Source organism: Pseudomonas sp. RSB 5.4 (assembly GCF_037126175.1).
Classification (GTDB): Bacteria; Pseudomonadota; Gammaproteobacteria; order Pseudomonadales; family Pseudomonadaceae; genus Aquipseudomonas; species Aquipseudomonas fluorescens_H.
The window spans coordinates 831,715-856,928 of the sequence record NZ_CP146986.1; the positions used below are offsets into that span (position 1 = coordinate 831,715).

Consider the following 25,214-nt stretch of genomic DNA (forward strand, 5'->3'; position numbering starts at 1 on the left):
GCAGCGACGACGATTCGTCGGGGAGCGAAATATGCACGCAGAACATCAAGACATCGGCGTCTCGCAAGTAGCCGCCGCTATCGCCGAACCGGCACGCACGAAAATTCTCTGCTCGCTGATGGACGGCCACGCCCGCACCAGCACTGAGTTGGCCGCCGTCGCCGAGGTCAGCGCCTCCACCGCCAGTGCGCACCTGACCAAGCTCAAGGATCTGGCACTGGTGCGCCTGCATGTGCAGGGCCGCCATCGCTATTACAGCCTCGCCGATCAGCGCGTGGCCCAGGCGCTGGAAGCGTTGATGGTGATCGGCCAGAACGCCGCGCCGATTTTCAAACCGCACACCCCGGATCGCCTGCAATTCGCTCGTACCTGCTACGACCACATGGCCGGGACGCTCGCGGTGTTGCTGCACGACCGTATGCTTGAGGCGGGGTGGCTGGTGGAAACCGATGAGCGGGCTTATCGCTTGAGCGACAGTGGCGAGGCGTTGTTTACGAGCTTGGGGATTGAGGTGCAGGACTTGAGTACCTTGCGCCGCAAGTTTGCCTGCCCGTGCCTGGACTGGAGCATGCGTCGGCCGCATCTGGGTGGTTCACTGGGGGCGGCGCTGTTGCAAATGGCGTTGAAGCGCAAGTGGGTGACGCAGGATCTGGACAGTCGGGCGCTGGCACTGACCGTGGCGGGGCGGAAGGAAATGGGTATGCGATTTGGTCTTGAGTTGCCATTAGACGCGCAGAGCAAAAGATCGCAGCCTGCGGCAGTTCCTATAGGTAACCGCGCACCTTTGTAGGATCCTGTATTTGCACCTTGTGCCAATCCAATAGACTCGATACTGTACGCATAACCAGTATCGAGTCTTCGCCATGCAACTCATCGACAAGCTCAGCATTCTCGCCGACGCCGCCAAGTACGACGCCTCCTGCGCCAGCAGCGGTGCGCCCAAGCGCAGCTCCGAGGGCAAGAGCGGGTTGGGCTCGACCGACGGCATGGGCATCTGCCACAGCTATACGCCGGACGGCCGTTGCGTATCGTTGCTGAAAATTCTCCTGACCAACTTCTGTCTCTACGACTGCCAGTACTGCGTCAACCGCCGCTCCAGCGATGTGCCGCGTGCACGCTTCACCCCCGAGGAAGTGGTGACGTTGACCCTGGATTTCTACCGACGCAACTGTGTCAGCGGACTGTTTCTCAGCTCCGGGATCATCCGCTCGGCGGACTACACCATGGAGCAACTGGTGCGTGTGGCGAAGCTGCTGCGCGAAGAGCATGAATTTCGCGGCTACATTCACCTCAAGACCATTCCCGAGGCCGATCCGGCATTGATCGAGGAAGCCGGACGGTACGCCGATCGCCTCAGCGTCAATATCGAACTGCCCACCGATGCCAGCCTGCAAACCCTGGCCCCGGAGAAACACATCGGCTCGATCAAGCAGGCGATGCACACCATCTACACCGGCGAGCAGACCGTGCTCAACGAGCCGCGCTCGGCGAAATTTGCCCCGGCCGGGCAGAGCACGCAGATGATCGTCGGCGCCGATGACACCGACGACAGCACGATCCTGCATGGCGCCCAGGCCTTGTACGGCAATTTCCGCCTGCGCCGGGTTTACTATTCGGCATTCAGCCCGATTCCCGACAGCCCGAAAAGCGTGCCATTGGCCGCGCCGCCGCTGATGCGCGAGCATCGTTTGTATCAGGCCGACTTCCTCTTGCGCAGTTACGGCTACAGCGCCGACGAGTTGCTCAAGGGGCCGGGTAATCTGGCGCTGGATATCGATCCGAAGCTGGCCTGGGCGCTGCAGAATCGCGAAGTGTTTCCGCTGGATCTGAATCGCGCCGAACCGGCGCTGATCGCGCGCATTCCCGGCATCGGCCTGCGCACCACCGAGCGTTTGGTGCAATTGCGCCAGCAACGGCGCATCCGCTATGAAGACGTGGCGCGCATGCGCTGTGTGCTGGCCAAAGCCAAGCCGTTCATCATCACCAGCGACTACCACCCGCAACAGGCCGAAGTCACCAGCCAGATGCTCTACCAGCAATTGCGCGACCGGCCGCAGCCACAGCAGATGGGGTTGTGGGGATGATCAATCTCGATTGCGACGACCTGTTCGACACCTGGCGCCAGCAGGCGCGCTGGCTGCTCAGCCATGAAGTCGACCCGAGTCTGGTGAGTTGGGCGTCGGAAGGGGTGAGCGATCTGTTTGCCAGTGACGTGCACGTGCCGGAGGGGCAGGGGCCGTTTCAGGCACGCATCCCCCGTGCATTGCTCGACACCCTGGAACAAGCTGCACGCTACCGGGGCGACCAGCGCTGGAGTCTGTTGTATGAAGTGCTGTGGCGAGTCAGCCATGGCGATCGCACGGCGATGATGGCCGGCGACAAACTCGGCAGCGAGTTGCAGCGGCGGATCAAGCAAGTGCAGCGCGAAGCCCACCATTTGCATGCGTTCGTGCGTTTCATCGAACGCCCGCAGGATCAGCCAGGCCCGCAATATGTGGCGTGGCACGAACCGGCCCACGACATCCTGCACAGCGCCAGCGAACATTTCATCGGACGCATGGGCCGCCACCGCTGGTTGATCGCCACGCCGCGTGACGGGGTTTATTACGATGGTGAGCGACTGATCCATGAGCGCCAGTGCCCGGTGGAATGGCAGCAGCTGGCGCAGAACGTCGATGACCCGCACGGCGAGTTATGGCTGACCTATTACAGCCACATCTTCAACCCGGCGCGGTTGAACGAGAAGGTCATGCAAGGGCACTTGCCGGTACGGTTCTGGAAGAATCTGCCGGAAGGGGAGTTGATTCCCGGGCTGATTACCCAGGCGCGCACGGGCAAACAGCAGAACGGACAGGCCAGCGGGATAGCCGCGCGAGCCGGCAAGCGAATTGCGTTGAAATAGAAAATCAAAAGATCGCAGCCTTCGGCAGCTCCTACATGGGTACCGCATTCCATCTGTAGGAGCTGCCGAAGGCTGCGATCTTTTGATCTTTATCACAACGAAAAAAGCCCCCCATCAAGCACTTGATGGGGGGCTTTTTGTGCATCAGCGGCCGTCAGATCAAACCTTGACGATCCAGCCCGCTGGCGCTTCGATGTCGCCGGTCTGTACGCCAGTCAGCTCTTTGTAGAGCTTCTGGGTGACCGGGCCGACTTCGGTTTCGCTGTGAAACACGTGCAGATGGTCGTTGTAGCTGATCCCGCCGATCGGCGTGATCACCGCAGCGGTACCGCAAGCACCGGCTTCCTTGAAGTCCGACAGCTTGTCGATCAGCACGTCGCCTTCCACCACTTCCAGGCCCAGACGGGTTTTCGCCAGTTCGATCAGCGACAGGCGGGTGATGCCCGGCAGCACGGATGGCGAGTTCGGAGTGATGAACTTGTTGTCGTGGGTGATCCCGAAGAAGTTGGCCGAACCGACTTCCTCGATCTTCTTGTGGGTCAGCGGATCCAGGTAGATGGCGTCAGCGAAGTGCGCTTTCTTGGCCTGGGAGCCCGGCATCAGGCTGGCGGCGTAGTTGCCACCGACCTTGGCCGCACCGGTGCCTTGTGGGGCGGCGCGGTCGAAGCTGGAAATCTGGAAGTTGTGCGGGGTCAGGCCGCCCTTGAAGTAGGCGCCGACCGGGATCGCGAACACCGAGAAGATGAACTCCGGCGCGGTGCGCACGCCGATGTTGTCACCCACGCCGATCACGAACGGACGCAGGTACAGCGCGCCGCCGGTGCCGTATGGCGGGATGAAGCGCTCGTTGGCGCGAACCACTTCCTTGCACGCTTCGATGAACTGCTCGGTCGACACGTGCGGCATCAGCAGGCGAGCGCAGCTGCGTTGCATGCGAGCGGCGTTCTGGTCTGGACGGAACAGGTTGATCGAGCCGTCCTTGCAACGATAAGCCTTCAGACCTTCGAAGCACTGCTGGCCATAGTGAAGGGCAGTCGAGCCTTCGCTGATGTGCAGCACGTTGTCTTCGGTCAGGGTGCCTTTGTCCCATTCGCCATTGCGAAAGTACGACAGATAGCGTTTGTCGGTCTTGATGTAGTCAAAACCCAGCTTGTCCCAATTGATGCTCTCGTTACCCATGACACCCTCTATCACTGAACAACCGTCGAAACGGTTCAAGGCTTCTGACGTTTTTTTGGATGGGCACAACAATACTTCATTCTTGAGCGGTTTCGCAGCCCGGACTATCGGATGACAGGCAGATAAATCGTGTCGGCCTCAAGAATTCGCGAGCAAGCCCGCTCCCACATTTTGAAATGCATTCCCATTGTGGGAGCGGGCTTGCTCGCGAAGAGGCCATCACTGCCACCATCCATCACAGGTGCAACGCATGCCCCAAAGCACGCAGCGCTGCTTCCTGCACCGCTTCACCCAAGGTCGGATGCGCATGAATGGTGCCGCCGATGTCTTCCAGGCGCGCGCCCATTTCCAGGCTTTGCGCGAACGCGGTCGACAACTCCGATACGCCAACCCCGACCGCCTGCCAGCCGACAATCACATGATTGTCGCGACGCGCGACCACGCGCACGAAGCCGCTTTTCGATTCGAGGGTCATCGCCCGGCCATTGGCGGCGAACGGGAAGCTCGAGACGATGCAGTCCAGTCCGGCAGCCTTGGCCTCGTCCGGGGTCTGGCCGACCACCACCAGTTCCGGGTCGGTGAAGCACACGGCGGCGATGGCGGTCGGGTTGAATTCGCGGTGCTTGCCGCTGATCAGCTCGGCGACCATTTCGCCCTGAGCCATGGCGCGGTGCGCGAGCATCGGTTCGCCGCTCAGGTCGCCGATGGCGTAGACGTTGCGCATGCTGGTCTGGCAGCGGCTGTCGATCTTGATCGCCGAGCCGTTCATGTCCAGGTTCAGCGCTTCGAGGTTCCAGCCTTGAGTGTTCGGCTTGCGACCCACCGCCACCAGCACCTGATCGGTTTCCAGATTGAGGGTGTCGCCGTTCGGCTCACGCACCTGCAAGGTGCCGTCGAAACCCAGCACGCTGTGCTTGAGATAGAGCTTCACGCCCAGTTGCTTCAGTGCTTCGTGTACTGGCTGGGTCAGTTCGGCGTCGTAGGCCGGCAGGATACGATCCTGCGCCTCGACCACACTGACCTCGGCGCCGAGCTTGCGGTAAGCAATGCCCAGCTCCAGACCGATATAACCGCCGCCCACCACCACCAGGCGTTTCGGCACGGACTTCGGCGCCAGTGCTTCGGTGGAGGAGATGATCGGCCCGCCGATCGGCAGGATCGGCAGGTTGACGCTGGTCGAACCAGTGGCCAGCACCAGATGCTCGCACTGGATGCGCGTGTCGCCGACCTCGACGGTTTTGCCGTCAACCACCTTGGCCCAGCCATGGATGACCTGAACCTTGTTCTTTTTCAGCAACGCGGCGACGCCGGTGGTCAGGCGATCAACGATGCCGTCCTTCCACTCGACGCTCTTGCTGATGTCGATGGTTGGTGCCGAGACGCTGATGCCCAGCGCCGAATGCTCGCTGTGATTGCGGGTCTGGTGGAACTGCTCGGCCACGTGAATCAACGCTTTCGATGGAATGCAGCCGATGTTCAGGCAAGTGCCGCCCAGCGATTGGCCTTCGACCAGAATCGTCGAAATGCCCAGTTGCCCGGCGCGAATCGCCGTGACGTAACCGCCGGGGCCGCCGCCGATGATCAGCAGCGTAGTGTTCAGAGATTGCATGCGAGCCTTACTCCACAAACAAAGTGGCAGGATGTTCGATCAAGCCACGGATGGCCTGGATGAAGAGCGCCGCGTCCATGCCGTCGACCACGCGGTGATCGAAGGAGCTGGAGAGGTTCATCATCTTGCGGATCACCACCTGGCCTTTGACGACCATTGGCCGTTCGACGATTTTGTTCACGCCGACGATCGCCACTTCCGGCAGGTTCAGCACCGGGGTGCTGACGATGCCGCCCAACGCACCGAGGCTGGTGAGGGTGATGGTCGAGCCGGACAATTCGTCGCGGTTGGCCTTGCCATTGCGTGCGGCATTGGCCAGACGCGAGATTTCCGCGGCGCTGTCCCACAGGCTGCGCGCCTCGGCGTGACGCACCACCGGTACCATCAGGCCCACATCGCTTTGCGTGGCGACACCGACATGCACTGCGCCGAGGCGGGTGATGACCTGGGCTTCGTCGTCATAGCGGGCGTTCATCTGCGGGAAGTCGCGCAGGGCCACGACCAATGCGCGGACGAGGAACGGCAGCAGGGTCAACTTGCCACGGCTGGCGCCGTGTTTTTCATTGAGGTGCGCGCGCAGTTCTTCAATCGCGGTGACGTCGATTTCCTCGACGTAGCTGAAGTGTGCGGCGCGCTGGGTGGCGTCCTGCATGCGCTGGGCGATCTTGCGGCGCATGCCGATCACTTGAATCTGTTCTTCATCGTGACGCTGAGCGTATGCGGCGGCTGCGGGTGCCGAAGCGTTGGATTGACCCTGCGCCAGATAAGCCTCGAGGTCTTCGTGCAGCACACGACCGGCCGGGCCGGAACCGCGCACCAGACGCAACTGAATGCCCAGGTCCAGCGCATGCTTGCGCACGGCCGGCGAGGCCAGCGGACGTTCATCGGCTTTACGGGCTACCATCGGGCCCTGGCAAGCCGGAGCCGGACGCGGTGCGGCAGCGGCCGCAGGTTTGCTCTCGGCAAATGTTTCAACTTTCGGCGCAGCAGGTGCCTCTTTCGCGGCAACCGGTGCTGGCGCGGCGGACTCTTTCAAGTTGCCGGCGCCTTCAACCTCAATGCTGATCAGCACACTGCCGACCGCCATCACTTCACCCGGCTGACCGCCGAGGGCAATCACCTTGCCGTGTACCGGCGACGGAATGTCGACCATTGCCTTGTCGGTCATCACGTCCGCCAGCACCTGGTCTTCAACCACCAGATCGCCAACCTTGACGTGCCACTGCGACAGTTCTACTTCTGCGATGCCTTCGCCGATGTCCGGCATCTTGATAACGTGCGTGCCCATTCAGACCTCCATGACCCGTTTCAACGCCGCGCCCACTCGGGACGGCCCTGGGAAATACGCCCACTCTTGCGCGTGCGGGTAGGGGGTGTCCCAACCGGTGACGCGCTCGATCGGCGCTTCCAGGTGATGGAAGCAATGCTCTTGCACCAGCGACACCAGTTCGGCGCCGAAACCGCAGGTGCGGGTGGCTTCGTGGACCACCACGCAGCGACCGGTTTTCTTCACCGACTTGACGATGGTTTCCAGGTCCAGCGGCCACAAACTGCGCAGGTCGATGACTTCGGCGTCAACACCGGATTCTTCAGCGGCGACTTGCGAGACGTAGACGGTGGTGCCGTAGGTCAGCACGGTCACGTCCTTGCCCGGACGGGTGATCGCGGCAACGTCCAGCGGCACGGTGTAGTAGCCATCCGGCACCTGGGCTTGCGGGTGTTTCGACCACGGGGTTACCGGACGGTCGTGGTGGCCGTCGAACGGGCCGTTGTACAGGCGTTTCGGCTCGAGGAAGATCACCGGGTCATCGTTTTCGATGGAGGCGATCAGCAGGCCTTTGGCGTCATACGGATTGGATGGCATGACGGTGCGCAGACCGCAGACCTGAGTGAACATCGCCTCGATGCTCTGGCTGTGGGTCTGGCCACCGTAGATCCCGCCGCCACAGGGCATGCGCAGGGTCATCGGCGCGGTGAACTCGCCGGCCGAGCGATAACGCAGACGCGCCGCTTCGGAGATGATCTGGTCGGAAGCCGGGTAGACGTAGTCGGCGAACTGAATCTCGGCCACCGGCCGCAGGCCGTAAGCGCCCATGCCCACGGCAACACCGACGATGCCGCTTTCGGAGATTGGCGCGTCGAACACCCGCGAGGTGCCGTACTTGGTCTGCAGGCCTTCGGTGCAACGGAACACGCCGCCGAAGTAGCCGACGTCCTGACCGAACACCACCACATTGTCGTCACGCTCAAGCATCACATCCATGGCCGAGCGCAGGGCCTGGATCATGGTCATGGTGGTCGTGGTCATGGCGGTTTCCAACTGAATATTGTTGTTGTGATCGTTCATGTCAGATCCCCAACTGCTGACGCTGGCGCTTCAAGTGCTCCGGCATCTCTTTGTAGACGTCTTCGAACATGGTTGCGGCGCTTGGAATCTGCCCACCGGCGAGGGTGCCGTACTGTTCGGCCTGTTTCTGCGCGGCAATCACTTCGGCTTCGAGCTCAGCGCTGACGGCGGCATGCTCTTCTTCCGACCAGTGGCCGACCTTGATCAGGTGCTGTTTCAGGCGGGCAATCGGGTCGCCCAGCGGGAAGTGGCTCCAGTCATCGGCAGGACGGTATTTCGACGGATCGTCGGAGGTCGAGTGCGGGCCGGCGCGGTAGGTGACCCATTCGATCATGGTCGGGCCGAGGTTGCGCCGGGCGCGCTCGGCAGCCCAGGCGGAAGCGGCGTAGACCGCGTAGAAGTCGTTGCCATCGACCCGCAGCGAGGCGATGCCGCAACCGACGCCGCGTCCGGCGAAAGTGGTGGCTTCACCCCCGGCGATGGCCTGGAAGGTCGAGATCGCCCACTGGTTGTTGACCACGTTGAGGATCACCGGCGCGCGGTAAACGTGAGCGAAGGTGAGGGCGGTGTGGAAGTCCGATTCGGCGGTGGCGCCGTCACCGATCCACGCCGAGGCGATTTTCGTGTCGCCCTTGATCGCCGAGGCCATGCCCCAGCCGACGGCCTGAATGAATTGGGTCGCGAGGTTGCCGGAGATGGTGAAGAAACCGGCGTCCTTGACCGAGTACATGATCGGCAACTGCCGGCCCTTGAGCGGATCACGCTCGTTGGACAGCAGTTGGCAGATCAGGTCGACCAGCGGCACTTCGCGGGCCATCAGAATGCTTTGCTGACGGTAGGTCGGGAAGCACATGTCGTCGATGTTCAAGGCCAGGGCCTGGGCGCTGCCGATGGCTTCCTCGCCGAGGCTCTGCATGTAGAACGACATTTTTTTCTGCCGCTGGGCGACCACCATGCGGTTGTCGTAAATCCGCGTCTTGAGCATGGCGCGCATGCCCTTGCGCAGGATCTCGACCGGCACGTTTTCAGCCCAGGGGCCGAGGGCGTTGCCCTGATCGTCGAGCACACGAATCAGCCCACGCGCCAGGTCGGCGGTGTCGGCGGGTTCTACATCAATGGAAGGTTTGCGCACCGTGCCGGCATCGGTCAGATGCAGGTAGGAGAAGTCGGTTTTGCAGCCTGGGCGGCCCGAGGGTTCAGGGACGTGCAGACGCAGCGGTTCATACGCTTGGGTCATGGCTTCTACGCTCGATCTTGTGAATTTCTTGTAGTGAGCTGGCAATCATTCTTGGGTGAAAGAAATCTTGTCCTACAACAATCATAGGCCCGGCCAAGAAGAATATTTCTCTCTGTTTCGTTGCGCTGGAGACGATTTGCAGATAGAAATTCTGCATAAACATAAAAAACAGGTGGTTTTGTCTCATGCGCAAACTGGACCGTACCGACATCGGCATTCTCAACAGCCTTCAGGAGAACGCGCGCATCACCAACGCCGACCTCGCGCGCTCGGTGAACCTGTCGCCGACACCGTGTTTCAACCGGGTCAAGGCGATGGAAGAATTAGGCCTGATTCGCGAGCAGGTGACGCTGCTGGATGCCGATCTGCTGGGCCTGCACGTGAACGTGTTCATTCATGTGAGCCTGGAGAAACAGGTCGAGGAAGCGTTGCAGCATTTCGAAGAGGCGATCTCTGACCGCCCCGAGGTGATGGAGTGCTACCTGATGGCCGGCGACCCGGACTATCTGATCCGGGTGCTGGTGCCGACCATTCAGTCGCTGGAACGCTTCATGATGGACTTTCTGACCAAGGTGCCGGGGGTGGCGAACATCCGGTCGAGTTTTGCCTTGAAGCAGGTGCGTTACAAGACGGCACTGCCGTTGCCGGCGAATGGGTTGACCTTGGGGTCTTGAAGATCAAAAGATCGCAGCCTGCGGCAGCTCCTACAGGTGAACGCATTCCAGTTTTGATGGGAAACGCGTTCTCCCTGGAGCTGCCGAAGGCTGCGATCTTTTGCTTTAAAGCTTGTTGATCGGCACCTTCAGATAAACCACACCGTTATCCTCGGCCGCCGGAAAATTCCCCGCCCGTACATTCACCTGAATCGCCGGCAGCAACAGTGTCGGCATGCCTAGCCCGGCATCGCGTTTGGTACGCATCTCGACAAACGCCGCCTCATCGATTCCGTCATGCACATGAATATTGCTCCTGCGCTGCTCGCCGACGGTGGTCTGGCATTGCGCGGCGCGGCCTTCGGGCGGGTAGTCGTGGCAGACGTAGAGTTTGACGCTGGCGGGGAAGGCCAGCAGTTTGTGGATCGAGTTGAACAGTTGATGCGCGTTGCCGCCGGGGAAGTCGCAGCGGGCGGTGCCGACGTCAGGCATGAACAGCGTGTCGCCGACCAGAATCTGCTCGCCATCGATCAGGTAGGCCATGTCCGCCGGGGTGTGGCCGGGGACGTGCAGGGCAGTGGCCTTGAGGTTGCCGATCATGAACGACTCGTTCGGCGCGAACAGGTGATCGAACTGCGAGCCGTCGACGCAAAATTCCGGTTCCAGATTGAACAGCGCCTTGAACACGTTCTGCACTTTGCTGATCGACTGGCCGATCGCGATCCTGCCGCCGAGTTCGCGGCGCAGGTACGGCGCGGCGGACAGGTGATCGGCGTGGGCGTGGGTTTCCAGCAGCCATTGCACCTGCAAGCGGTGTTCACGGACGAAAGCGATGATTTTGTCGGCCTGCACCGTGCAGGTGCGCCCGGCGGCGCCGTCGTAATCGAGTACCGGATCGACGATTGCACACTGCCCGCCATCGGCTTCATAGACCACATAGCTGTAGGTCGAGGAGGCGGGGTCGAGGAAAGCTTCAATCTGCGCGGGCATGGACACGAACCTGAACAAGGGAAATGGGTTGCAACACTTTATCTAAAAACATAATGTTCGCAGCTTAAGTGACGTTGAAGGCATCGTGCAAATGCAATCCAGTCTGACCGAATGTGAAGTCGCCCAATTGCGGGCCTCCGCCTCCAAGGCCTGTGCGCTGCTCAAGGCGTTGGCCAATGAGGATCGGCTGTTGATCCTGTGCCAGTTGACTCAGGGCGAGCGCAACGTCGGCGAGCTGGAAAAAATGACCGGCGTGCGCCAGCCGACGCTGTCCCAGCAACTGGGCATCCTGCGCGATGAAGGCCTGGTGGCGACTCGTCGCGAAGGCAAGTACATCTTTTACGGTCTGGCCAGTCCTGAAGTGATTCAGGTGATGAAAACCCTCTCCGGGCTGTATTGCGGGGCGGTGCTCAAGAGCTGGGGTCATCCATAAATGTCAGCTAACACCTCCATCCCCTGTGGGAGCGGGCTTGCTCGCGAAGGCGTCGTATCAGTCGACATTAATGTTGAATGATCTACCGTTTTCGCGAGCAAGCCCGCTCCCACATTGGTTTTATGTGAAGGCCAAGAAATCCTTGCGTGCAGCAATAAGGAACAAGCAATGAATGATCAACACTGGGGCCCATCCATCAGTGCAGATATCGTGGTCATCGGCGGCGGCACCGCCGGCATCGGCTTCGTCGCCAGTCTGCTCAAGCGTGATCCCACTCTGAAAATCACCGTGATCGAGCCAAGCGCCCAGCATTACTACCAACCGGCGTGGACGCTGGTCGGCGGTGGCGCCTATGACGTCAAGGACACCGCGCGACCGATGGGCCAGGTGATGCCGCGTCAGGCCACCTGGATTCAAGCGGCAGTCACCGCCATTGATCCCGACACACGTCAACTCACCCTCAACGATCAACGCCGCGTCAGCTACCAGAACCTGATCGTCTGTCCCGGCTTGCGTCTGGCCTGGGAGAAGATCGAAGGCTTGCAGGAAAGCCTCGGCCAGCATGGTGTGACCTCCAATTACAGCTATCAGCATTCGCAGTACACCTGGGATCAGGTGCAGAAACTGCGCGGCGGCAAGGCGCTGTTCACTCAGCCGGCGATGCCGATCAAATGCGCCGGGGCACCGCAGAAGGCGTTGTACCTGTCGTGCGATCACTGGCGCAAAACCGGCGTGCTGAACAACATTGACGTCGAATTCAACCTGGCCGGCGCTGCGCTGTTCGGTGTCGCGACCTTCGTGCCGCCACTGATGAAGTACATCGAAAAGTACAACGCGCAACTGGCCTTCAACGCCAACCTGGTCAAGGTCGACGGCCCGGCGAAAACCGCGTGGTTCGAGATCAAGGACGCTGACGGCAACGTCACCACACAGGCGAAAAGCTTCGATCTGCTGCATGTCGTGCCGCCGCAGGTCTCGCCGGATTTCATCGCTCAGAGCCCGTTGGCCGACGCTGGCGGCTGGTGCGAAGTGAACCCGCACAGCCTGCAGCACCTGCGTTACCCGGAAGTGTTCGCCATTGGCGACATCTGCGGCACCAGCAATGCGAAAACCGCGGCGGCCGTGCGCAAGCAGGTTGTGGTGGTCGCGGAAAACCTTTTGGCGCTGCGCAAGCAAAAGCCTATGCCGCTGAAGTACGACGGCTACGGTTCCTGCCCGCTGACGGTGGAGAAGGGCAAGGTGATCCTCGCCGAGTTCGGCTACGGCGGGAAGTTGCTGCCGACCTTCGCGCTCGACGCGACCGTGCCGCGCCGCTCGGCGTGGTTTCTCAAGGCGACGCTGCTGCCGTGGTTCTACTGGAACGGCATGCTCAAGGGCCGCGAGTGGCTGACCGGTCTGTCCAAGGTTGACTGAGTAAATCCTATGTTGCTGGCAAGTCTGTTTGGCGTGTTGATGGGGTTGATTCTCGGGCTCACCGGGGCGGGCGGCGGGATTCTCGCGGTGCCGGCGCTGGTGCTGGGCCTTGGCTGGACGATGACGCAAGCGGCGCCGGTCGCGTTGTTTGCGGTCGGCAGTGCGGCGGCGGTCGGGGCGATTGATGGCTTGCGCCATGGGCTGGTGCGCTATCGCGCAGCGCTGCTGATTGCGGCGCTCGGTGCGGTTTTTTCGCCGGTGGGGATTTATTTCGCGCACCAGTTGCCTGAGAAGATTCTGATGATCCTCTTCAGCCTGCTGATGGTCATGGTCGCTTGGCGCATGCTGCGCCGTGAGCGTCAGCACGAAGGACCGAGCGATCACGGCCACGCGAGCTGGGGCCAGAAAAACTGCATGCTGAATGAAGAGACCGGGCGTTTCGACTGGACCGCCAAATGCACCGCGACACTGGCGGCATTGGGCGCGGTCACGGGCGTGGTGTCGGGACTGCTCGGCGTCGGCGGTGGCTTCCTGATCGTCCCGGCGTTCAAGCAACTGACCGACGTGCAGATGCGCGGCATCGTTGCGACGTCGTTGATGGTGATCAGCCTGATTTCCGCCATTGGCGTGATCGGCTCCTTCCATGCCGGAGTGCGCATCGACAGCCTTGGCGTGGCGTTCATCATCGCCAGCATTGTCGGCATGATCATCGGCCGCAAACTCTGCGCCCGGGTTCCGGCGCGGACATTGCAGGTGGGCTTTGCCAGTGTGTGCCTGGTGGTCGCGGCTTACATGATGCTGCGCGCCTGATACAAAACTCCCGGCCCGACATTTGACCCTGTGGGAGTGAGCCTGCTCGCGATAGCGGTTTAGTATTCAACATTGATGCTGACTGACACTGCGCTATCGCGAGCAGGCTCACTCCTACAGGGGATGTGTGTTTTGTCGTTGATTGCGGCAAACTCAGACATCCCCAAACAAGGCCTTTCAATGGATCGATACGCCCCGCGCAACTGGCAGCCACACGAGAAGCCCAGTCTGCCCGGTTCCCCCTCGACGCCGTTGCACTCCAACCCCAAGCGCCTGGCCTATGCGCTGGTCGGGTTGCTGGTGGCGGTGACCGGTGGTTTGGGCAACTCACTGGTGGTCGCCAACCTGCCTTACCTGCAAGGCGCGCTGGGTGCGACTACGGCGGAGATGGCCTGGCTGCCGGCCGCCTACGTGATGACCAACGTGTCGATGAACCTGCTGCTGGTGAAGTTTCGTCAGCAGTTCGGCCTGCGTGCATTCACCGAAGTGTTTCTGGTGCTGTATGCGCTGGTGACCTTCGGCCACCTGTTCGTCAACGACCTGAGCTCGGCCATCGCGGTGCGTGCGGCGCACGGCATGGTCGGTGCGGCACTGAGTTCGCTGGGTCTGTATTACATGGTCCAGGCGTTTCCGGCCAAGTGGCGGCTGAAGGCCTTGGTGCTCGGGCTCGGCGCCTCACAACTGGCCTTGCCGCTGGCGCGCCTGTTCTCCGAGGACTTGCTGCAGATTGCCGAATGGCGCGGCTTGTACCTGTTCGAATTGGGCATGGCTTTGCTGTCGCTGGGCTGCGTGCTGTTGCTCAAGTTGCCGCCCGGTGACCGCTTCAAGACCTTCGAACCGCTGGATTTTCTCACCTTCGCGATTCTCGCCAGCGGCGTGGCACTGCTTTGCGCGGTGTTGTCGCTGGGGCGGATCGATTGGTGGCTGGAGGCCAACTGGATCGGTTATGCGCTGGCGGCCTCGATTGCCCTGATCCTCGCGGGCCTGGCGATCGAGCACAATCGCAGCAACCCGATGCTGATGACCCGTTGGCTCGGCAGTGGCACGATGATCCGCCTGGCGCTGGCGGTGACCCTGATTCGCATGGTGACCTCGGAGCAGTCCACCGGCGCCGTCGGTTTCATGCAGAACCTCAACATGGGTTATGAGCAGTTGCACAGCCTGTACGTGGTGATGCTGATTGGCAGCGTTGCCGGGCTGGCGACCAGCGCGCTGACCATCGATCCCAAGCACCTGCTGATGCCGCTGATCATCTCGCTGGCGCTGATGGCGACCGGTTCGGTGATGGACAGTTTTTCCAATAACCTGACCCGCCCGGCGAACCTGTATTTCAGTCAGTTCCTGCTGGCCTTAGGCAGCACGTTTTTCCTTGGCCCGACCATGGTTTTCGGCACGCGCAACGTGCTGACCAACCCGCGCAATTTGGTGAGTTTTTCGGTGTTGTTCGGGATCTGCAACAACCTCGGCGGCTTGCTCGGCGCGGCGTTGTTGGGCACGTTCCAGATCGTGCGCGAGAAATTCCACTCCAGTCATCTGGTCGAGCACCTGACGTTGTCCGATCCGCTGGTGGCTGCCCGCGTGCAGAGCGGCGGTTCGGCCTATGGCTCCTTGCTGGCCGACCCGAGCCTGCGCAATCTGGCCGGGATTCGTAGTCTGTCCAACGCGGCGACCCGCGAAGCCAATGTACTGGCCTATAACGATGTGTTCATGCTGATCGCCGTGATTGCGGTGCTGACCATGATCTGGCTGTCCATTCGTGCGCTGTGGCTGATGAGCACCACCAAAGCCGTCGACCCAGCGCCTTCCGTACCTCCTAGCGGTGCCTCCAATTCATGACCGAACCGACCACCACAACTACCAATGCCATCGCTGCCACCCCGGAAGGCGTGGCGCCGCCGTCCTCGCCGAACACCGAGCCACGCTCGTTGCGGGTGCGGGTCATCTCGTCGCTGGGCTTTGCCGCGATTGCCATCGTCGGCGTGCTGATCGTGCTGTACGCCTGGCAGTTGCCGCCGTTCAGCAGCGCGGTCGAGACCACCGAAAACGCTTTGGTGCGCGGCCAAGTGACGATCATCGGCCCGCAACTCAGCGGTTACGTGTTTGAAGTGCCGGTGCAGGACTTCCAGTACGTGAAGGCCGGCGATTTGCTGGTGCGCCTGGACGACCGGATTTATCAGCAGCACCTCGACCAGGCACTGGCGCAACTGGCAGTGCAGAAGGCCTCGCTGGCCAATGTGGTGCAGCAACGCAACAGCGCCGAAGCGACGATCAAGCTGCGTCAGGCGGTGGTGGCCGACAGTGAAGCGCAGTTGCGCAAAAGCGAGGCGGATCTGCGTCGTAACAAGGAGCTGGTGAGCGACGGTTCGGTGTCCAAGCGCGAAATGGACGTGGCCCTGGCGGCCAACGCGCAGGGCATTGCGGCGGTGGCGCAGGCCAAGGCCAATCTGGAAATCGCCCGTCAGGACCTGCAAACGGTGATCGTCAATCGCGGCTCGCTGGAAGCAGCAGTTGCCAGCGCTGAAGCGGCGGTGCAACTGGCGCGGATCGATTTGTCGAACACCCGCATCGTCGCCCCGCGTGACGGCCAGCTCGGACAGATTGGCGTGCGCCTGGGCGCTTACGTCAACTCCGGGGCGCAACTGATGGCGTTGGTGCCGAACCAGAAATGGGTGATCGCCAACATGAAGGAAACCCAGATGGACAACGTGCGGGTCGGGCAGCCGGTGCGCTTCACCGTCGATGCACTGAACCACCGCAGATTCACTGGCCATGTGCAGCACATCTCACCGGCAACCGGCTCTGAATTCGCGTTGTTGCAGGCAGACAATGCCACCGGCAACTTCGTGAAAATCGCCCAGCGAGTGCCGGTGCGGATCACCATTGATGAGGGCCAGCAGGAAGAGGAACGCCTGCGACCGGGGATGTCGGTGGTGGTCAGCATCGATACTGCAGCGGGCGACACACAACCGCATTGACCTCCACAGATCAAAATGTGGGAGCGGGCTTGCTCGCGAAGGCGGTGTGTCAGTTGATATTTCCGTATCTGACGCGCCGCCTTCGCGAGCAAGCCCGCTCCCACAAGAGGATCGGGTTTATCCAGCAATCATCGGCGGCAGGGTGCCGAGTAGCGACACGGCGGCAACCGCACCGATCCCCAACAACCACTCCAGCACCACACTGCGCTTGAGCGCGCCCATCCGCTGTTCGCAATCATCAATCCGCAAGCGGTTGAACAGCGCCAGGGCGAGCATGCCTGCCACCAGCAACGCCTTGATCAGCAGAATCAACGCAAACCCTGCAAACAACGGCGTCGGCCACCATTGGCCAGTCAGCACGCGCACGTTGATCAGCCCGGTGATCAGCAGACCCCCAACGATCGCGTAACCGACACCGCTGAAGCGTTGCAGGATCCGGCTCATCGCTTCGCCAGGTTGACGCAGGATCAACACCAGCAACAACAACCCGCCGAGCCATGCGGCCACACACGTCAGATGAACGATCTGGTTGAGAATCAGCAGTTGCCCGCTCAGACCATCGAGCATCGCACCGTGACCGACCGGTGCCAGCGTCGCCAGCAACAATCCGCTCAAGCCCAGGCGCAACGGCACGCTCGATCGCCAAGGTGTAAATAACAACGCCAGCAACAGCGCGTTGATCAGCAGATGCCAGCGCCAGACCTGCCCGAAAAAGGTATTGCCGAGCACTACTTCAATGGTGTCCGGCTCGAACGCGGCCGCCGCCGAGCCGGCCATGCTTGCGGTGATCAACAGCGCCCAGGTGACACCGCTGAGCAGCGCAATCGCCGTCAGCCAGCGCGCCAGTTGCGCCAGATGCCGATCCAGTGTCGGCACGGGCGCCTTGAGCAGCAGCGGCCGGAACAGCCAGGCGCCGAACACCATCAATACCGCGCTGAAATGCACAAAGCGACACAGCACCAGCGCTTCACTCATGAATTACTGGCCGATCTTGAACTGATAGGCGCCTTCGCTCTTGTGTGTATCGACCGACACCGCGTGCCATTCGACTTTGTATGCACCGGCGCCGAGTGGTGCGGCGGGAGTGACGATCAGGGTTTTCTTTTCGTTCTCGGTGGTCAGCGCTTTGATCGCCACCGGGGCGCCATCGTGGGTCAGGCTGACTTTGGTAAAGCTGGCTTCGACGCCTTCGGAAAAGGTCAGGCGCAGATCGGCCGGTGCGGCGACGGTGCTGTCGGCGGCCGGCGTTGCACTTTTCAGGTGGGCGTGGGCGAAAACCGAAGATGCGGCGAACAGCGAAGCGAGCAGGGCCGTGGTGGTCAGGACATTCTTGAACAGCATCGCGGATACCTCTGAGGCAGGACAAAGAAGCCTCAGTTTAGCCATCCGCAGACTTGCGCACGAAGTTTTATTTACAGCGGTCGCCCCCAGAGCAGAGCGGATGCTAGTCTTCAACAACGTCGTTGTCAGGGAGCCCTCATGGGCAATCACAAGATCGAGATTCGTCGCAGTAACGTCGAGAAAATCCTGCTCGCGGCGGAAAAAGTCTTCGCCGAAAAAGGCTTCGGCGGCACCGCCATGGCCGACATCGCCGCCGAAGTGCAACTGCCGCGTTCCAACCTGCATTACTACTTCTCGACCAAAAGCGAACTGTACAGCGCAGTGCTGTTCGACCTGCTGGAGGTGTGGAAACAGGACGCGCTGTGCTTCGAGATGTTCGATGACCCGCGGGTGGTGCTCAGCAGCTACATCCGCGCCAAGATGAACCATTCGCGCAGCCGGCCGTACGGCTCGAAAGTCTGGGCCAACGAGATCATCCACGGCGCGCCGACCCTCGGTGAGGCGCTGGATGTCAGCCTGTACGACTGGGCGAAAATGAAGGAAGCGAAGATCCGCCAGTGGGTCGAAGACAAGCGGATTCTGCCGGTGGAACCGTCGGGCCTGCTGTACATGATCTGGGCCTCGACCCAGCATTACGCCGACTTCGACCATCAGGTAAATATTTTGAACGAGCATCAGCCGCTGTCGGACATGCAGTTCGAGCGGGCGGTGCAGACGGTGACCAGTGTGATTTTGCGCGGGATCGGGTTGGAACCTTGATTGATGGGTTGAAGCTGATGAACCCTTCGCGAGCAAGCCCGCTCCCACATTTTGAAATGCATTCTTAATGTGGGAGCGGGCTTGCTCGCGAAGGCGTCAATTCAGACGCCGCCGACCTTAAGGGGAGACATGGTACGGATTGCGCGGATCATGATTCCAGTCCAGAAACGGCTTGCCGGTTTCCATCGGCACCATCTCGATGCAGTCCGCCACCGGGCAGGTGATCTGGCACAGATTGCAGCCCACACACTCATCATCGATCACTTCATATTTATGCGTGCCGTCAGCCAGCTTGAGGTTGCTGATCGCCTGGTGTGAAGTGTCTTCGCAAGCAATGTGGCAGCGCCCGCAACCGATGCACGCGTCCTGGTCGATCTTCGCGATCACCTGATAGTTGATGTCGAGGTACTTCCAGTCCGTGGTATTGCCCACCGCGCGGCCGGAAAACTCACGGATGCTGGCGTAACCCTGACTGTCCATCCAGCGCGACAGCCCGTCCTTCATCTCCTCGACAATCCGGAAACCATGCAGCATCGCCGCCGTGCACACCTGCACCGCGCCGCTGCCCAGCGCCATGAATTCCGCCGCATCACGCCAACTGCCGATGCCGCCAATGCCGCAGATCGGCAGGCCTTGGGTCTGCGGATCACGAGCGATCTCGGCGACCATGTTCAGTGCAATCGGCTTGACCGCCGAGCCGCAATAACCACCGTGGGTGCTCTTGCTGCCGACGGTGGGCAGGGCGACCATGTGTTCCAGATCGACGCTGGTGATCGAGTTGATGGTGTTGATCAGCGACACCGCATCGGCGCCACCGCGATGCGCCGCGCGGGCGGCGACGCGGATGTCGGTAATGTTCGGCGTCAGCTTGACGATCACCGGCAGCGAGCAATAGGTCTTGCACCAGCGGGTGACCTGCTCGACGTATTCCGGCACCTGACCGACCGCCGCGCCCATGCCGCGTTCGGGCATGCCGTGCGGGCAACCGAAATTCAGCTCGATACCGTCGGCGCCGGTGGCTTCCACCAGCGGCAGGATGTGTTTCCACGATTCCTCGACACACGGCACCATCAGCGAGACGATCAGTGCGCGATCCGGCCAGTCCTTCTTGACTTGGGTGATCTCGCGCAGGTTGATTTCCAGCGAGCGGTCGGTGATCAGTTCGATGTTGTTGATCCCCAGCACTTCGCGGTTGTTGCCGTAATGTGCCGAGTAGCGCGACGAGACGTTGACCGCTGCCGGGTCCTCGCCAAGGGTTTTCCAGACCACGCCACCCCAACCGGCCTCGAAGGCGCGCACCACGTTGTAGGCCTTGTCGGTCGGCGGCGCGGAGGCCAGCCAGAACGGGTTGGGGGCTTTGATGCCGGCGAAGACTATCGAGAGATCGGCCATTTACGCAGCCTCCACGTTGAGCATCAGTTGCGCGTTGATCGCCTCGGCGGCGAGTTTGCCGTGCTGCACGGCTTGCACGGTGAGGTCCTGATCGAGGCTGGTGCAGTCGCCGCCGGCATACACGCCGGGAATGCTCGTGCGAAGATTTTCATCGACCTGAATCCGTTCGCCTTGACGCTTGAGTTCGCGGGCCAGCGGGTCGGCGAGGGCGCTGCTGTCGAAGGCCTGGCCGATGGCTTTGAAAATCGCATCGGCGGCCAGCTCGAAGGTTTCGCCAGTGGTTTGCAGACGACCGTCGACCAGTTCGGTACGGGCGAAACGCATACCGCGCACATGGCCCTGATCGTCGAGCAAGACTTCCTCCGGTTGTGCCCAGGTCAGCAGGCGCACCTGATTGGCCTTGGCGATGTCTTGTTCGTGACCGGTGGCGCCCATGTCCGCCGCACCGCGGCGATACACCAGATTCACGTCACGGGCACCGAGGCGGGCCATCTGCACGGCCATGTCGATCGCGGTGTTGCCGGCGCCGAGGACGATGCAGCGCTCGGCCAGTGGCAGTTGCGTCAGGTCATCGGCCTGGCGCAGTTCACGGATGTAGTCGGTGGCGGCGAGCAGGCCGGGCGCGTCCTCGTGGGGCAGGCCGAGCTGTTTGCTGGCATTGAGGCCGAGGCCGAGGAACACCGCGTCGAACTGCTGATGCAGCTCGCTGAGGGTCAGGTTGTCGCCGAGTTTCTGCCCGTGACGGATTTCGATGCCGCCGATCTGCAGGAGGAAATCCAGTTCCTTCTGCGCATAGTCGTCGACCAGTTTGTACTTGGCGATCCCGTATTCATTAAGGCCGCCAGCCTTCTCCCGGGCTTCGAAAATCACCACGTCATGCCCGTGCATCGCGCTGCGGTGGGCGCAGGACAACCCCGCTGGCCCGGCGCCGACCACGGCGATGCGTTTGCCGGTAGCGGCGTTGCGCTGAAACGGGTGTTCAGTGAAGTGCGCGTTGTCCACGGCGTAGCGCTGCAGCAGGCCGATCAGCACCGGCGCGCATTCCTGCGCATTGTTGCGTACGCAGGCTTGCTGGCAGAGGATTTCCGTGGGGCATACCCGCGCGCAACTGCCGCCGAGGATGTTCGCCGAAAGAATTTTCTGCGCCGCACCGGGCACGTTGTCCTGATGGATATTGCGGATAAACGACGGAATGTCGATCTCGCTGGGGCACGCGTTGACGCACGGGGCGTCGTAGCAATACAGGCAGCGCGAGGCTTCCAGATGCGCCTGCCGGGCGTTGAGCGGTGGCGCCAGATCAGTGAAATGGCCGGCGAGGGCGGCCGCGCTTTCGTGCGGATGCGGGAGATGGTTCAGGGTCTCGATCACGGTTTTTTGCCTCACGGTTATTGAGGTTCTCTGCCTCTGATGGGCAGTGGTTTTTGTGTTGTCTGGACGGGCCCCTTCGCGAGCAAGCCCGCTCCCACATTTTGGAATGCGTACACCCTGTGGGAGCGAGCTTGCTCGCGAAGGCCGAAGGCCTGGATTTCAGCGTTTCACCGCAGTCGGCTTTTGTAATTCAGCCCGCTTGCTCAGCAAATCAAACACCGCCGGATACGCCGGCCGTTCGATGTACCGCCCGGCCCCGCGCTCGGCGCGCAGGTCGCCATCGGCCCAAACCACTTTGCCCTGGCTGACGGTATGGCTCGGCACGCCGCGCACGGTCTTGCCTTCGAAGATATTGAAGTCCACCTGCTGATGGTGGGTCTTGGCGGAGATGGTGCGGGTGCCTTGCGGATCCCACAGCACCAGGTCGGCATCGGCGCCGACGCGGATCGCGCCTTTGCGCGGGTAGAGGTTGAAGATTTTCGCGGTGTTGGTGGAGGTGAGGGCGACGAAGTCCTGCATCGACAAACGTCCGCTGTTGACCCCTTCATCCCACAGTACCGCCATGCGGTCTTCGATGCCGGCGGTGCCGTTGGGGATCTTGCTGAAGTCGTCGCGCCCGGCGGCTTTCTGCTCGGCGCAGAAGCAGCAGTGGTCAGTGGCGGTGGTGTGCAGATTGCCGCTTTGCAGGCCATGCCACAGCGCTTCCTGATGCCCGCGCGGGCGGAACGGCGGGCTCATCACGTAACCAGCGGCGGTCTGCCAGTCCGGGTGCTGGTAGACGCTGTCGTCGAGCAGCAAATGCCCGGCCAGCACTTCGCCGTACACCGGTTGACCCTTGCTGCGGGCATAGGTGATTTCGTCCAGCGCTTCCTTGGTCGAGACGTGCACCAGGTACAAAGGCGTGCCGATGGTTTCAGCGATGCGAATCGCCCGGCTCGCCGCTTCGCCTTCCACCTGCGATGGCCGCGACAATGGATGCGCCTCCGGCCCGGTGATGCCCTGGGCCATCAACTTGCGTTGCAGGTGATAGACCAGCTCGCCGTTTTCCGCGTGCACGGTCGGCACCGCGCCGAGTTCCAGACAGCGCTCGAAACTCGCCACCAGCGTGTCGTCGGCGGCCATGATCGCGTTCTTGTAGGCCATGAAATGCTTGAAGCTGTTGATCCCGTGATGGCTGACCAGCTCGGCCATTTCCTCACGCACCTGTTCGCTCCACCAGGTGATCGCGACGTGGAAGCCATAGTCGGACGCAGACTTCTCGGCCCAGCCGCGCCACTGGTGAAACGCTTCCATCAGTGACTGCTGCGGATTGGGAATCACGAAGTCGATGATCGATGTGGTGCCCCCGGCCAGACCCGCCGCAGTGCCGCTGTAAAAGTCTTCGCTGGCCACGGTGCCCATGAAGGGCAGTTGCATGTGGGTGTGTGGATCGATGCCGCCGGGCATCAGGTATTGGCCGCTGCCGTCGAGCACTTCGGCGCCGGCGGGAATATCCAGGTTTTGACCAATGGCTTTGATCACGCCGTCGGCGCAGTAGACGTCGGCGCGATAACTTTCATCATGGGTAACAACGGTGGCGCCACGGATCAACAGAGACATTCCGAGTTCCTCGCAGGCATGACCGACTTGTGCCGGTTCTAAATGTTTTATTGATGTACAACGCTGATCGACGTATTCCTGTCAGCGCTGTCAGGAATAGAAGCTAGTCGCAGTTCTGCAATTGATCAAGATTATTTTTTATAAGCTTATTGCTGTTTTAACTGCATGAAAAATAACGATAAAAAACGTAAATCACCAAAATGGTGAGGCTGTTCACCATTTTGACGCACTTGACAGGATGGAAATATGAGCAAGATTTCCTATGTGAAATCAGCTGCTTGAAGTTGAGCTGCGGCTGAGCGCCGGTGATGAAAAAAAGTGCAGTGCACCAGATTGAGTCCTGACCGTTCGAACAACTTGGCAAACGTTTAGCCTGAGCGTGCAGACAAGTTTTCGAGGACGCTTCCGGTGAATAATTAAAACCGTGACATATCAGAAAGTTGCAATGCGTTTGAACCACGGCCCGATGCGTAAGCGGGGCGTCCGGCACGTTTATTGATGCCGCCGCTGACACCCTGGCCGGTGCAAGAAAGTTGTCAGTTCCTCCGGCCATCGTCCGGTTCGCACCTTGGTGTGCAGCCGTCTGATGAGCAAAAAAAATAATCAGAAGAACAGTGGAGCGGCCATGCAACAGAACAGATCGCAAGTGACCGAGCGCGACGGCTTGTTCGAACTCGAAGCCGGCAGCGACGTCCTCGACAGTCCCCGTTACAACCACGACATGGCACCGACCAAGGTGCGCGAACGAACCTGGAACAAATGGCACATCACCGCGCTGTGGATCGGCATGTCGGTGTGCGTGCCGACCTACACCCTCGGCGGGGTGCTCACCGCCTATTTCGGCCTCACCGTTGGTGAAGCGCTGATGGCGATTCTGCTGGCCAACGTCATCGTGCTGATCCCGTTGACGCTCAATGCCTTTCCCGGCACCAAGTACGGCATTCCATTCCCGGTGCTGCTGCGCTCGTCGTTCGGCGTGCTTGGCTCCAACGTGCCGTGTCTGATTCGCGCGCTGGTGGCGTGCGGCTGGTTCGGGATTCAAACGATGTTTGGCGGATTGGCGATTCACCTGTTTCTCGGCTCGATCTTCGACGGCTGGAAATCCCTCGGCGGAACCGGCGAGGTGATCGGTTTCATGATTTTCTGGTCGTTGAACCTGTGGGTGGTGATCCGCGGCGCCGAGTCGATCAAGTGGCTGGAAACCCTGTCGGCACCGCTGTTGGTGGCGGTCGGCATCGGGTTGCTGGTGTGGGCCATGCCCAATGTGTCGATGACCGAGTTGCTGGCGATTCCACCGAAACGCCCGGAAGGCGCCAGTGTGGTCAGTTACTTCGCTGCCGGGCTGACCGCGATGGTTGGTTTCTGGGCCACGCTGTCGCTGAACATTCCCGACTTCAGCCGCTACGCCAAAAGCCAGAAGGATCAGATCCTCGGGCAGATTTTCGGCCTGCCGCTGACCATGTTCCTCTTCGCCTCACTCGGTGTGGTGATGACCGCCGCTTCGGTGAAACTGGTCGGCGTTACGGTGTCGGATCCGGTCAGTCTGATCGGCCATATCCAGAGCCCGATGTGGGTTGCGTTAGCCATGGCGCTGATCATCATCGCCACGCTGTCGACCAACACAGCGGCGAACATCGTTTCGCCGACCAATGATTTCCAGAACATCGCACCCAAGGTGATCAATCGCACCAAAGCGGTGTTGCTCACGGGCTTCGTCGGGTTGGCGTTGATGGCACACGAGCTGCTGAAAAAGCTGGGCCTGATCGTGTCCGATGTCAGCCTGGAAACCGTGTATTCCAACTGGCTGCTGGGCTATTCGAGCCTGCTCGGGCCGATTGCCGGGATCATGGTGGTGGACTATTTCCTGATCAAGAAACAGCAACTGGACCTCGCCGGGTTGTACCGGGACGACGTGTATCCGGCGTGGAACTGGGCCGGTTTTACCGCGTTTGGCGTGCCGGTGGTGCTGACCTTGCTGTCGTTGGGCAGCGATGCGTTCAGCTGGTTTTACAGCTATGGCTGGTTTACCGGCTCGGCGCTGGGTGGGCTGATTTATTACGGGTTGTGTTCGATGCGAAGCAGCCCGTCTGTTGTGAAATCTTCGGTGTGAGGGATGGCCCCTTCGCGAGCAGGCTCGCTCCCACATTTTGGAATGCGTTCACTTGTGGGAGCGGGCTTGCTCGCGAAGGCGGCCTCAAACCCACCAA

22 protein-coding genes are annotated in these 25,214 nt (G+C 61.1%); 11 read left to right on the forward strand and 11 right to left on the reverse strand.

Annotation, left to right across the window (positions count from 1 at the left end):
• The first annotated feature begins 31 nt into the window (after nt 1–31).
• The 3 genes from V9L13_RS03620 (at nt 32) to V9L13_RS03630 (ending at nt 2,902) form a co-directional block, all read left to right on the forward strand.
• Nucleotides 32–790: a helix-turn-helix transcriptional regulator gene (locus V9L13_RS03620; RefSeq protein ID WP_338801505.1), complete on the forward strand. Its 759-nt coding sequence runs from the start codon at nt 32–34 to the stop codon at nt 788–790.
• Nucleotides 791–863: 73 nt separating this feature from the next.
• Nucleotides 864–2,084 (forward strand): putative DNA modification/repair radical SAM protein, encoded by a 1,221-nt coding sequence (locus tag V9L13_RS03625; RefSeq protein ID WP_338801506.1) that lies wholly within the window; start codon nt 864–866, stop codon nt 2,082–2,084.
• Nucleotides 2,081–2,902 (forward strand): TIGR03915 family putative DNA repair protein, encoded by an 822-nt coding sequence (locus tag V9L13_RS03630; RefSeq protein WP_338801507.1) that lies wholly within the window; start codon nt 2,081–2,083, stop codon nt 2,900–2,902. Before V9L13_RS03625 ends, V9L13_RS03630 begins: the two co-directional genes overlap by 4 nt.
• Before the next feature lie 159 nt (nt 2,903–3,061).
• Here the strand turns inward: V9L13_RS03630 and V9L13_RS03635 are convergent, their stop codons facing one another.
• From V9L13_RS03635 to V9L13_RS03655, 5 genes are all read right to left on the reverse strand, one after another.
• Nucleotides 3,062–4,081, reverse strand: a complete 1,020-nt coding sequence (locus V9L13_RS03635; protein ID WP_003223996.1) for a branched-chain amino acid aminotransferase — start codon at nt 4,079–4,081, stop codon at nt 3,062–3,064.
• 235 nt (nt 4,082–4,316) lie between these two features.
• Nucleotides 4,317–5,690 carry a dihydrolipoyl dehydrogenase gene (gene lpdA, locus V9L13_RS03640; protein ID WP_338801508.1) on the reverse strand — a complete coding sequence of 458 codons (1,374 nt, stop codon included), beginning with the start codon at nt 5,688–5,690 and terminating at the stop codon, nt 4,317–4,319.
• A gap of 7 nt (nt 5,691–5,697) precedes the next feature.
• On the reverse strand, nt 5,698–6,978 hold the full coding sequence (locus tag V9L13_RS03645; RefSeq protein WP_338801509.1) for a dihydrolipoamide acetyltransferase family protein: 1,281 nt from the start codon (nt 6,976–6,978) through the stop codon (nt 5,698–5,700).
• Nucleotides 6,979–8,037 carry an alpha-ketoacid dehydrogenase subunit beta gene (locus tag V9L13_RS03650; RefSeq protein ID WP_003224000.1) on the reverse strand — a complete coding sequence of 353 codons (1,059 nt, stop codon included), beginning with the start codon at nt 8,035–8,037 and terminating at the stop codon, nt 6,979–6,981.
• Between the two features lies 1 nt (nt 8,038).
• Nucleotides 8,039–9,274 carry a 3-methyl-2-oxobutanoate dehydrogenase (2-methylpropanoyl-transferring) subunit alpha gene (locus V9L13_RS03655; protein ID WP_003224001.1) on the reverse strand — a complete coding sequence of 412 codons (1,236 nt, stop codon included), beginning with the start codon at nt 9,272–9,274 and terminating at the stop codon, nt 8,039–8,041.
• Between the two features lie 185 nt (nt 9,275–9,459).
• Between V9L13_RS03655 and bkdR the strand changes: the two genes are divergently transcribed.
• Nucleotides 9,460–9,948, forward strand: coding sequence for a Bkd operon transcriptional regulator BkdR (bkdR, locus tag V9L13_RS03660; protein ID WP_016985245.1), 489 nt, complete (start codon nt 9,460–9,462; stop codon nt 9,946–9,948).
• Between the two features lie 105 nt (nt 9,949–10,053).
• Here bkdR and V9L13_RS03665 read toward each other — a convergent pair whose 3' ends face one another.
• Nucleotides 10,054–10,917 carry an MBL fold metallo-hydrolase gene (locus V9L13_RS03665; protein ID WP_103484671.1) on the reverse strand — a complete coding sequence of 288 codons (864 nt, stop codon included), beginning with the start codon at nt 10,915–10,917 and terminating at the stop codon, nt 10,054–10,056.
• Between the two features lie 91 nt (nt 10,918–11,008).
• Between V9L13_RS03665 and V9L13_RS03670 the strand changes: the two genes are divergently transcribed.
• The 5 genes from V9L13_RS03670 (at nt 11,009) to V9L13_RS03690 (ending at nt 16,548) form a co-directional block, all read left to right on the forward strand.
• Nucleotides 11,009–11,350, forward strand: coding sequence for a metalloregulator ArsR/SmtB family transcription factor (locus V9L13_RS03670; protein WP_003224002.1), 342 nt, complete (start codon nt 11,009–11,011; stop codon nt 11,348–11,350).
• Nucleotides 11,351–11,518: 168 nt separating this feature from the next.
• Entirely contained in the window at nt 11,519–12,763 is a 1,245-nt protein-coding gene (locus V9L13_RS03675; RefSeq protein WP_338801511.1) for an FAD/NAD(P)-binding oxidoreductase, read from the forward strand.
• Nucleotides 12,764–12,772: 9 nt separating this feature from the next.
• A complete protein-coding gene (locus tag V9L13_RS03680) occupies nt 12,773–13,573 on the forward strand; it encodes a sulfite exporter TauE/SafE family protein (RefSeq protein ID WP_338801512.1) in 801 nt (266 codons plus the stop codon).
• A gap of 180 nt (nt 13,574–13,753) precedes the next feature.
• Nucleotides 13,754–15,409 carry an MFS transporter gene (locus tag V9L13_RS03685; RefSeq protein WP_338801513.1) on the forward strand — a complete coding sequence of 552 codons (1,656 nt, stop codon included), beginning with the start codon at nt 13,754–13,756 and terminating at the stop codon, nt 15,407–15,409.
• Nucleotides 15,406–16,548: an HlyD family secretion protein gene (locus tag V9L13_RS03690; RefSeq protein WP_103484665.1), complete on the forward strand. Its 1,143-nt coding sequence runs from the start codon at nt 15,406–15,408 to the stop codon at nt 16,546–16,548. Before V9L13_RS03685 ends, V9L13_RS03690 begins: the two co-directional genes overlap by 4 nt.
• A gap of 117 nt (nt 16,549–16,665) precedes the next feature.
• Here V9L13_RS03690 and copD read toward each other — a convergent pair whose 3' ends face one another.
• Both copD and copC read right to left on the reverse strand, forming a co-directional pair.
• Complete coding sequence (gene copD, locus V9L13_RS03695) at nt 16,666–17,523, reverse strand: copper homeostasis membrane protein CopD (RefSeq protein WP_338801514.1); 858 nt, start codon at nt 17,521–17,523, stop codon at nt 16,666–16,668.
• Between the two features lie 3 nt (nt 17,524–17,526).
• Nucleotides 17,527–17,889 (reverse strand): copper homeostasis periplasmic binding protein CopC, encoded by a 363-nt coding sequence (gene copC, locus V9L13_RS03700; RefSeq protein ID WP_338801515.1) that lies wholly within the window; start codon nt 17,887–17,889, stop codon nt 17,527–17,529.
• Nucleotides 17,890–18,027: 138 nt separating this feature from the next.
• Between copC and V9L13_RS03705 the strand changes: the two genes are divergently transcribed.
• Nucleotides 18,028–18,648 (forward strand): TetR/AcrR family transcriptional regulator, encoded by a 621-nt coding sequence (locus tag V9L13_RS03705; protein ID WP_338801516.1) that lies wholly within the window; start codon nt 18,028–18,030, stop codon nt 18,646–18,648.
• A 117-nt stretch (nt 18,649–18,765) separates the two neighbouring features.
• Here the strand turns inward: V9L13_RS03705 and preA are convergent, their stop codons facing one another.
• The 3 genes from preA to hydA form a co-directional block, all read right to left on the reverse strand.
• Complete coding sequence (gene preA / locus V9L13_RS03710) at nt 18,766–20,040, reverse strand: NAD-dependent dihydropyrimidine dehydrogenase subunit PreA (RefSeq protein WP_338801517.1); 1,275 nt, start codon at nt 20,038–20,040, stop codon at nt 18,766–18,768.
• The gene (locus V9L13_RS03715; RefSeq protein WP_338801518.1) at nt 20,041–21,408 is read right to left on the reverse strand and encodes an NAD(P)-dependent oxidoreductase; all 1,368 of its coding nucleotides are present in this window, start codon (nt 21,406–21,408) and stop codon (nt 20,041–20,043) included.
• A 159-nt stretch (nt 21,409–21,567) separates the two neighbouring features.
• Complete coding sequence (gene hydA / locus V9L13_RS03720) at nt 21,568–23,007, reverse strand: dihydropyrimidinase (RefSeq protein ID WP_338801519.1); 1,440 nt, start codon at nt 23,005–23,007, stop codon at nt 21,568–21,570.
• 625 nt (nt 23,008–23,632) lie between these two features.
• On the opposite strand from hydA, the gene V9L13_RS03725 reads away from it, so the two are divergent.
• The gene (locus tag V9L13_RS03725; RefSeq protein WP_201137946.1) at nt 23,633–25,117 is read left to right on the forward strand and encodes an NCS1 family nucleobase:cation symporter-1; all 1,485 of its coding nucleotides are present in this window, start codon (nt 23,633–23,635) and stop codon (nt 25,115–25,117) included.
• Nucleotides 25,118–25,214: the final 97 nt, after the last annotated feature.

Coding starts and splice junctions, on each gene's coding strand:
- V9L13_RS03620 (WP_338801505.1), top strand. CDS start 32: ATGCACGCAGAACATCAAGACATCGGCGTCTCGCAAGTAGCCGCCGCT.
- V9L13_RS03625 (WP_338801506.1), top strand. CDS start 864: ATGCAACTCATCGACAAGCTCAGCATTCTCGCCGACGCCGCCAAGTAC.
- V9L13_RS03630 (WP_338801507.1), top strand. CDS start 2,081: ATGATCAATCTCGATTGCGACGACCTGTTCGACACCTGGCGCCAGCAG.
- V9L13_RS03635 (WP_003223996.1), bottom strand. CDS start 4,081: ATGGGTAACGAGAGCATCAATTGGGACAAGCTGGGTTTTGACTACATC.
- lpdA (WP_338801508.1), bottom strand. CDS start 5,690: ATGCAATCTCTGAACACTACGCTGCTGATCATCGGCGGCGGCCCCGGC.
- V9L13_RS03645 (WP_338801509.1), bottom strand. CDS start 6,978: ATGGGCACGCACGTTATCAAGATGCCGGACATCGGCGAAGGCATCGCA.
- V9L13_RS03650 (WP_003224000.1), bottom strand. CDS start 8,037: ATGAACGATCACAACAACAATATTCAGTTGGAAACCGCCATGACCACG.
- V9L13_RS03655 (WP_003224001.1), bottom strand. CDS start 9,274: ATGACCCAAGCGTATGAACCGCTGCGTCTGCACGTCCCTGAACCCTCG.
- bkdR (WP_016985245.1), top strand. CDS start 9,460: ATGCGCAAACTGGACCGTACCGACATCGGCATTCTCAACAGCCTTCAG.
- V9L13_RS03665 (WP_103484671.1), bottom strand. CDS start 10,917: ATGCCCGCGCAGATTGAAGCTTTCCTCGACCCCGCCTCCTCGACCTAC.
- V9L13_RS03670 (WP_003224002.1), top strand. CDS start 11,009: ATGCAATCCAGTCTGACCGAATGTGAAGTCGCCCAATTGCGGGCCTCC.
- V9L13_RS03675 (WP_338801511.1), top strand. CDS start 11,519: ATGAATGATCAACACTGGGGCCCATCCATCAGTGCAGATATCGTGGTC.
- V9L13_RS03680 (WP_338801512.1), top strand. CDS start 12,773: ATGTTGCTGGCAAGTCTGTTTGGCGTGTTGATGGGGTTGATTCTCGGG.
- V9L13_RS03685 (WP_338801513.1), top strand. CDS start 13,754: ATGGATCGATACGCCCCGCGCAACTGGCAGCCACACGAGAAGCCCAGT.
- V9L13_RS03690 (WP_103484665.1), top strand. CDS start 15,406: ATGACCGAACCGACCACCACAACTACCAATGCCATCGCTGCCACCCCG.
- copD (WP_338801514.1), bottom strand. CDS start 17,523: ATGAGTGAAGCGCTGGTGCTGTGTCGCTTTGTGCATTTCAGCGCGGTA.
- copC (WP_338801515.1), bottom strand. CDS start 17,889: ATGCTGTTCAAGAATGTCCTGACCACCACGGCCCTGCTCGCTTCGCTG.
- V9L13_RS03705 (WP_338801516.1), top strand. CDS start 18,028: ATGGGCAATCACAAGATCGAGATTCGTCGCAGTAACGTCGAGAAAATC.
- preA (WP_338801517.1), bottom strand. CDS start 20,040: ATGGCCGATCTCTCGATAGTCTTCGCCGGCATCAAAGCCCCCAACCCG.
- hydA (WP_338801519.1), bottom strand. CDS start 23,007: ATGTCTCTGTTGATCCGTGGCGCCACCGTTGTTACCCATGATGAAAGT.
- V9L13_RS03725 (WP_201137946.1), top strand. CDS start 23,633: ATGCAACAGAACAGATCGCAAGTGACCGAGCGCGACGGCTTGTTCGAA.